7 protein-coding genes are annotated in these 6,586 nt (G+C 38.6%); 1 reads left to right on the top strand and 6 read right to left on the bottom strand.

The annotated features are described in order from the left end of the window. Window positions 1-81: 81 nt before the first annotated feature. From KI742_RS23190 to KI742_RS23175, 4 genes are all read right to left on the bottom strand, one after another. Window positions 82-852 (bottom strand): hypothetical protein, encoded by a 771-nt coding sequence (locus tag KI742_RS23190; protein WP_285386324.1) that lies wholly within the window; start codon window positions 850-852, stop codon window positions 82-84. 222 nt (window positions 853-1,074) lie between these two features. Then, window positions 1,075-2,025: a replication initiation protein gene (locus KI742_RS23605; RefSeq protein WP_285386325.1), complete on the bottom strand. Its 951-nt coding sequence runs from the start codon at window positions 2,023-2,025 to the stop codon at window positions 1,075-1,077. Window positions 2,026-2,316: 291 nt separating this feature from the next. Further along, window positions 2,317-3,696, bottom strand: coding sequence for a relaxase/mobilization nuclease domain-containing protein (locus KI742_RS23180; RefSeq protein ID WP_285386327.1), 1,380 nt, complete (start codon window positions 3,694-3,696; stop codon window positions 2,317-2,319). Then, window positions 3,686-4,012, bottom strand: a complete 327-nt coding sequence (locus KI742_RS23175) for a hypothetical protein (protein ID WP_285445315.1) — start codon at window positions 4,010-4,012, stop codon at window positions 3,686-3,688. Before KI742_RS23175 ends, KI742_RS23180 begins: the two co-directional genes overlap by 11 nt. Before the next feature lie 283 nt (window positions 4,013-4,295). Between KI742_RS23175 and KI742_RS23170 the strand changes: the two genes are divergently transcribed. Continuing rightward, window positions 4,296-4,730, top strand: a complete 435-nt coding sequence (locus KI742_RS23170) for a hypothetical protein (protein ID WP_022592029.1) — start codon at window positions 4,296-4,298, stop codon at window positions 4,728-4,730. 377 nt (window positions 4,731-5,107) lie between these two features. Here the strand turns inward: KI742_RS23170 and KI742_RS23165 are convergent, their stop codons facing one another. Next, the gene (locus KI742_RS23165) at window positions 5,108-5,623 is read right to left on the bottom strand and encodes a helix-turn-helix domain-containing protein (protein WP_285386328.1); all 516 of its coding nucleotides are present in this window, start codon (window positions 5,621-5,623) and stop codon (window positions 5,108-5,110) included. Window positions 5,624-5,767: 144 nt separating this feature from the next. Continuing rightward, on the bottom strand, window positions 5,768-6,229 hold the full coding sequence (locus KI742_RS23160) for a hypothetical protein (protein WP_022592031.1): 462 nt from the start codon (window positions 6,227-6,229) through the stop codon (window positions 5,768-5,770). Window positions 6,230-6,586: the final 357 nt, after the last annotated feature.

Genomic DNA, 6,586 nt, shown 5'->3' with positions numbered 1-6,586 from the left:
CCCCTTCGTTACGCTATGCATCTGGAGTGATGCACTCCCCAAAAGGGCTAATATCTGATAGACAGCTAATGATACCTTTTTTTACTTATCTGAATTTAAAACCATCGCTAGGAAACCCTTCATAGAACACACTTCCCTGGCATTATCAAACCAGCCGAACTCAGTCATTGCATTACACTTATCCTGTGAAATCATCTTAATGAGTCTTTCACAGTTATTTATGGACTTTTCCATATCATTAAAAGCATTCGCTCTTGCTTGACCAAGGTTTTTTGCTCCTTTAACTCGTCGATATCTCCAAGGGGTCTCATTGTGAGCGATTCTATTTCTCACCAAGCGAATTGCTTGGATTGTTTGCTTCGCTAAGTGTAATTGTTTCTTTGTCTTGGCTTCAGTTGGGTCTATACCTTTGAATAAGCTATCAAGTTTATTTGGCCACAAAAACTGATTGTCAGAAGCATTGAAAAAATCCTCACTAAAAATAAGCTCCCATGTATAGAAATCTGCACTGGCTATGATTTCATTTGGTTCTGGGTCATTTCTGTTCTTATAGTTAGCTGAGCTTATTTTCTCTTTAAAGTCCACAACATCGCTTGAGAACTCTTCGCAATGATAAGAGTTGAATCTAGGGCTGTTGTACCATTTTTCGCCAAACTCATCCCTAACAGCAGCATGGATTGCATTGCGTAATACAACTTCTGACGTTTGAATTAATGGGAGTAAAGCAGCATTACAAGCCTTAACCCATTGGTGTATTTTTACTTTTTCTTCATCAGTAGGGTCTTTTAGTAGCTTGTTCAAGCTAACTAGACGCACTTCCGATACACATCGAATAAACTCTTGATAATCCATAAAAAACCAAATAAATGAAATTTTTAGCATTATAGCTAGAAAAAGCGTCGGTAAAACAACTTGACATGAGAAACATGATGTCGCATTATTTAATCAAAGAGAACCGACAGATAACCGAAAGGCTCTGTATCGAGTTCGGATTTAGAAAGCCGAGGTCTATTTAATAGAACCTCGGCTTTTGGCTTTTATAGAAGTAAAGATTAACTCTCCTCTATCTCAAACTCATTTATTTATCTGCTTCCAATATCGCTTTACCGTAGCAATGCCGACACCAGACGTTTCCTGTGCTGCTTTCTGGGTCGCCTTTTTACCATCAGCAAGCAAACTATCAACAGCACTCTGTATTTTAGCTCTAGTGGCTTCTGCTTTCGCATTTGCTGTATGCATCGCGGCAAGGCTCTGTTTTGTCTGTAGGTCTAGCTCTGGGTTAAGTCCGATCTTACGTCCGTAGCGATCTTCAAAATACGACCTATTGCGTTCACAGTACTTAGTGACGCTTTTAGCAATGCTTTTTACTTCTCCAAATGGTAATGGTGGAGCAAATACGTTTAGCTGTTCAGCTTTAGCTGATACTGCTTCTGGGAAGCTCTGTACGCTGTGTTTGTGGATGTTTCGATATGCCCAGTGCCTCAAGTTATCAAACAGCTCACAGTTACGCCCAAAGCCTGATATGTCGCACTCTCTAGGTTTTGGCAATAGGTCTTTGTAATCTGCAAGCTCTGCTAGTTCATAAATATGATCGTGAATGAACCAGGTCTGCCAGTCGCTATGTGCAGGATTCTTAGCAATTAATCCCACGTACTGCGTATCTGCTTGAAGATAGAACGCAAAGGTGCGCTCAATAGCTGCAAGCCATTCAAGCGGTTTCTTGCGTGCCTTTTCAGTCGTGTAAACATCACGTATTGCGTAGAAAATGTGATGCCTTAGTGTTTCCTTGTCCATCACAATGAAATTAGGCACAGGAAGCCCCACAATATCGAAGCGCCATGTATCTTGATGGTCGCAGTCGAACACGAGCCACGCACAAAGGTGTGGTGGATTGGGCTGAATGTAAGGGTATTTGATGGCACTAGCTTTTGACCTTATGCGATCTGCCTTTTTCTCAAGGCTGCAATAAGGTTTCGTTGCTAGTTTGCTGTAGAAAAGTTCTTCTAATTTTTCGTTTACATACACTCAACACCGTCCACATGGCGAGGACTGTTGAATATATGAAAATTAAATATACTAGGTGCTTGTAGGGCTTGAAACCCTTTAGTTTTATACATATAATTATTCCATATTCTTGAAATTAGCCCACATAGTCTCGCCAAAGTCTCGTGGGCTTTTTCTTTTCTAAAATCTTATCACTTATCAGTCACTTTGATCAATTAAGATCATTAGTCGTGACTTGAATCTCTATTCATTGCGATTGTCCACTTGTTGCACGCAAGCACTGGTTTATCTGTTTTAACGCTCGCTAAGCACTCAAAAATCAAGTTCGTTGGATCGTCTATCTCTACGGTTAGCTTTGCGTTCTCGCATGTCATGCAAGGGCTTGTTATTTGACTTGCTAGCGTCTCGATGACTCCCGTATCGTTGGACTTGGGCGTGTCGTATCTTGCGGTCTCTGCTGCTTCTGAGTAGTTCTTTAATGATTTCTTCTGCAAATCGTTGTAGCTTTTCTCTATCGATGTCATCTCTTTTCTTAACGATTCCATCTCTAATGCGGTTTGCTCTAAGGCTTCTAAGACGATTTCTAATGTTTTTTCCACGTTGATACCTTTCTTTATTTTTATTGTTATTGTTTGGTTTTATAGTTTGCAAAATAGCTTTTTGTCTTTCGTTACTTGAAAGCTCTTGCATTCGTGAAACTCGTTTTCGTAACTCTTCGATGTTTTCACGTAGGTTGCGCTTGCCGTTATTAATGCTGTCATTGTAATTAGCAATATCACGATTAACAGATTCGATAAGCGCTTTTGTTTCTTCTTTTGCCTTAAGAGTGTATTTATATTTCTTTTGGCGGTGTTCTCCACACTTTTGATTGAGTCTATCGAGCTTTTCTCTATTTGCTTCAATTCTTTGCTCTCTTTCTTTATCAAAGCGTTTCTGTTTATTCTCTGTTGCTTTTGTATAGTCTTGACACGTTCCAATGTTTTCATTGTAAAGTTCACCCTTAAGTCTTATTGGTTTTTTTATATCGGGAACTTTAATTGATATTGCATTAGGTGTTATTCTTGATATTTCCAAACCATCAATTTTATTTAATTCATTTATTATTTCATTGCGATTATTTATTTCGCCACTCATCCACATTTCTTCTAAATGCTCATGTATGGCTACTTTAACGTTATTAGGCTTAACAGCTTTCATGTTGCCTAGTTGCAGCGTCCTTCTGCGTTCTGGGGCATTTGGATCGGCTAGTTCATACAAATCATTTTGTAATGACTTCCACGTATCAATGCGATTTCTGTCGAATTGGTGTAGATATGGTTGTAGTCTTTTACCAGTTTGCAGTTCTGTGTTTAGCACATGAAAATTAAGCTCTAAACGACCGCCTTTGTCTCGATGCTCAACCCACAGAATGTCGTACTGATTAGGCTCTAATCCAACAAGCAAAGTCTTCTCAAATGAATCCATAAGCTCTTGCTGTACATCTTTTGAGATGTCGCTTTCTTCTTTCGCAAAGCTCAGACATCCTGCGGTGTAGGGGTTCTTAAAGCTCGATGCTAAAAGCAATTGCTTAGTTATTTCTGGATCGCCAGAAATGACTTGGGGGGCAACTATGCGACCTTCATCATCAAGAAAATACTCTATCGCACCCAAGGGACCTTTTGATTGCGTAGGTGTGAAAAACTTAACTAGCATTTTTAAGTTCCTCCAGTGACTTCTGAGTGCGTTCTACCACAAGCATTAATCGCATTGTGTTTAATGAATATCCTGCTTTCGCTTCACTGTTAGCCAAGCGCAATGCCTGGTTTAATAAGTTTCCGATTGATGACAGTTGAGCTATCAACTTTGGGTCTGCTGTTTCAGATATTGAGTTACTTGGTAACTCATTCCCCAAGCAAAATTCACGCATGAATTTTGACAAGGGGATATTATTTGCACGTTCCAATAATTCTTTTTCTTCGTCAGAATTTACACGAACTTTTATTTGCTTTGTTCTATTTTGCGTATTCAATTTAATTCACCATATTATATTTATTATGCGGTGTTTCTTTAGCATCACGAAGTGATGCAAAAAAGGGGTCAAGGGGAATCCCCTTGCAAGCTATTTGGACAACTACACGAAGTGGAGGGGTACAAATATATGCTTGCTTAATAGCCATCCAATATAATTAATATATCAGAAGATCATATTTGCGATCAATATTTGATCACGAATAATAATACAATAAATAAATGTTGCGTGAATCACTCACGCCATATATAATTTAATCATACACTCAAAAAAAGGAATTAAAATGGCTAGAGTAAACTTCTGGGAAAATAATGAATATGAAAAAAGAGAGTACTTAATAAAATACCTAAAGTCTCACCATAGCAATAACGGAATTACTATGGCGCAGGTAAATCATTTAATCGACCTGTCGGAAAGGCTAGATAACACTGACTTTATAGCTTATTTTGACAAGTTTGATGCTAAGTTCAAAAATAAGTTCAAAGCAGCTTATAGGAAGCACTCAACAAGATATACTGTTTACAAAAATCAGAAGATTTTTGATAAAACAATGAGAGTTTCAATAAATACAGAAGATCACATCGCTTCAATTATTAAAGTTTACTTGATTTCACATCCTGAATCTGAAGGAAAAGGCAAGATAGAACTGATTGAGAAAGCTTTATCGTGGGCAGCAGAAGAACTTATTTTCAGAGAAGAGATCAAAAATTACTCCTAATGCAAATAGCGAAGCGTACATTTGCATTATGAGTGATTTGTCAACGTGAGTTACTCACGTTGAAGCCTTTTGATATAGTGCTATTACATATATGCACAAGGGAGGCAATACGTGAGAAACTCACGTATTGGGTTCTAGGGTTTGTGGTGTTGCTATAGGTCGCGTGAGTAACTCACGCAATAGGTATATCCAAGCTATCAGATATATCCATTAGCTTGATTTTACCCTGTCGTGCCGTATTCGGCACAGAAAGTGCGTTTTGACGCATTGGTGGTGTGATTGCTACTAGAAGTGATTGAAGCTAGAAGATATATCCATTAGCTTTATATAAGGCAGGAAAGAAGCTAGGGCAGTGCATTTACGACTCGTAAATGTACTTACTTGTCAGCAATAGAGATGATTTCGTCCCAGCGTTTCGTGACAGTGCCGCGACTTACGCCAGCCAGTGCCGCAAAATCTTTTTTTGTGATCGTGTTTTGGATTTCAGGATCTAACTGTGTAAATACACGTTGGCATTTTTCAAGCCATTCGCTTGCACGCCTTGTATCATATGGTCTGACAGCAGAATCGTTAGGCTCTGATTGTGTATTTTGCTGTGTAACGGCTTTGACTTTTTCTGCTTTTGGCGTATTACACTGTAACAAATCATCACGCAACTGTGTAATTACACATTCTAAGTGCGTTATTCGATCTGATAATTGAGTAATTACACTGTGTAAACCTGTGTCATTTTGTGTAACTAATCTGGTAATTCTCCGATCTGCCAATTCATCAATAACATTAGATTCAATAAAGGATTTGCCGCCTTTCTTGATCATTGTTAGCTTTCCTGCGGATTGCCAGTTATACAACGTTTTTCTGGTCACGTTGTATAAATTACACACCTCTTTCACACTAAGCAAATTACTCACATTTACACACCTAAGATACACAAGATTACACACATTTTACACAGTTAGCACCGTATGTAAAATGAAGCCAGGAGATATATCTTTTAGCTTCATTTGATTTACAGCGTGAGTCACTCACGCTCTTGGTTAATCATCTGTAGGATCTTGTTGAGATTTCTTGTATTCGTTTTGCGCTCTCTTAATCGCTTCTCTCGCGTCTAACGTCATTTTTTGAACTAGTGTATTAGCATCAGGCTTATAACGCTCTACAAGCTCGTCTAGGCGCTTAAAATCGCTGCTTTTGTTCGATGCTGAGCGATTCTTATCACCGTAAATCCTTACAAGCGTGTCAAACAGCACAGAACGCCCGAAAAGTCCTAGCAGTAATCGCTTTGCAAGAACTGGTGTCATGTCGAGATCTTCTTTCCCGTGGATCTGGTGAATGAAATGAAGCATTTCAGAAGCTTTGTAGCGCTTTGTTGCTGCCGTAAGTGCTGCGCCACGGCGGGGCGGTGTGGGATTGCTGTGGTAAGCTTCCAGAGCATCTATTTCAAGATGATCTAACGAGTAAGAGTAGCGTTTGTCGAAGTCAAAATTACATATCTGCATGTTATTGTTCTCTTTTTTATTAATGCTTACTTTATAAATACCATAAAGTTCATCAGGATGCAAAGCAATAAGATATATCTTTTAGATTAGATTGATAGTGGTTGGTTAAAACGAGGATCGTAAATGACAAACTAATACTTATGAGTGTTTAGGTTTAAAAATGAAATCAACCAGCAAAAACAGTATAAGCGTGAGTTACTCACGGCAATTAACTCAACTGAATGAAAGCAAAACGAAGTTCTTAAGGTGAGATTTTAAGGCTTTGAGCTTGGTTTTGAAGTGAGATTGAGAATGGAGATGCGTCTTACGTACTATATGTTAAATAACCCTCTATTGAGGCTAATATCTGATAGACAG

It is taken from the genome of Vibrio sp. D417a (assembly GCF_030248595.1).
GTDB classification, from domain to species: domain Bacteria; phylum Pseudomonadota; class Gammaproteobacteria; order Enterobacterales; family Vibrionaceae; genus Vibrio; species Vibrio alginolyticus.
The sequence above is the reverse complement of the archived record's forward strand: the minus strand, read 5'-3'. Positions and strand labels throughout refer to the sequence as shown.

What these genes read in the sequence shown, in the direction of transcription:
- KI742_RS23180 (WP_285386327.1), bottom strand. Translation starts at nt 3,696, where the DNA reads ATGCTAGTTAAGTTTTTCACACCTACGCAATCAAAAGGTCCCTTGGGT.
- KI742_RS23170 (WP_022592029.1), top strand. Translation starts at nt 4,296, where the DNA reads ATGGCTAGAGTAAACTTCTGGGAAAATAATGAATATGAAAAAAGAGAG.
- KI742_RS23190 (WP_285386324.1), bottom strand. Translation starts at nt 852, where the DNA reads ATGGATTATCAAGAGTTTATTCGATGTGTATCGGAAGTGCGTCTAGTT.
- KI742_RS23160 (WP_022592031.1), bottom strand. Translation starts at nt 6,229, where the DNA reads ATGCAGATATGTAATTTTGACTTCGACAAACGCTACTCTTACTCGTTA.